The sequence below is a fragment of the Cellulomonas sp. GbtcB1 genome (assembly GCF_019091725.1).
Taxonomy (GTDB): domain Bacteria; phylum Actinomycetota; class Actinomycetes; order Actinomycetales; family Cellulomonadaceae; genus Cellulomonas.
The window spans coordinates 1-230 of the sequence record NZ_JAGXJG010000687.1 but is presented as its reverse complement, the minus strand read 5'-3'; the positions used below and the strand labels follow the sequence as shown (position 1 = coordinate 230).

1 protein-coding gene is annotated in these 230 nt (G+C 67.4%); it reads right to left on the bottom strand.

Going from position 1 to position 230, the window contains the following annotated elements:
* The coding region (locus KVT14_RS21815) for a type B 50S ribosomal protein L31 (protein ID WP_217617435.1) at positions 1–205 on the bottom strand (205 nt) is incomplete at its 3' end.
* Positions 206–230 lie beyond the last annotated feature (25 nt).

Here is a 230-nt window from a genome sequence, read left to right as displayed (position 1 = left end):
CCGCGGTGTCCAGGACCCGCGACCTGCCCGTGTAGAAGGGGTGGGAGGCGGAGGAGACGCGGACGTCGACGACGGGGTACGTCCTCCCGACCGACCACTCGACGGTCTTCTCGGACGTGATCGTCGACCGGGTCAGGAACGCGAAGTCCGCGCAGACGTCCCGGAACACCACGGGTCGGTACTCGGGGTGGATGCCCTGCTTCATGCCGATCTCCTTCACCAGCTGGACT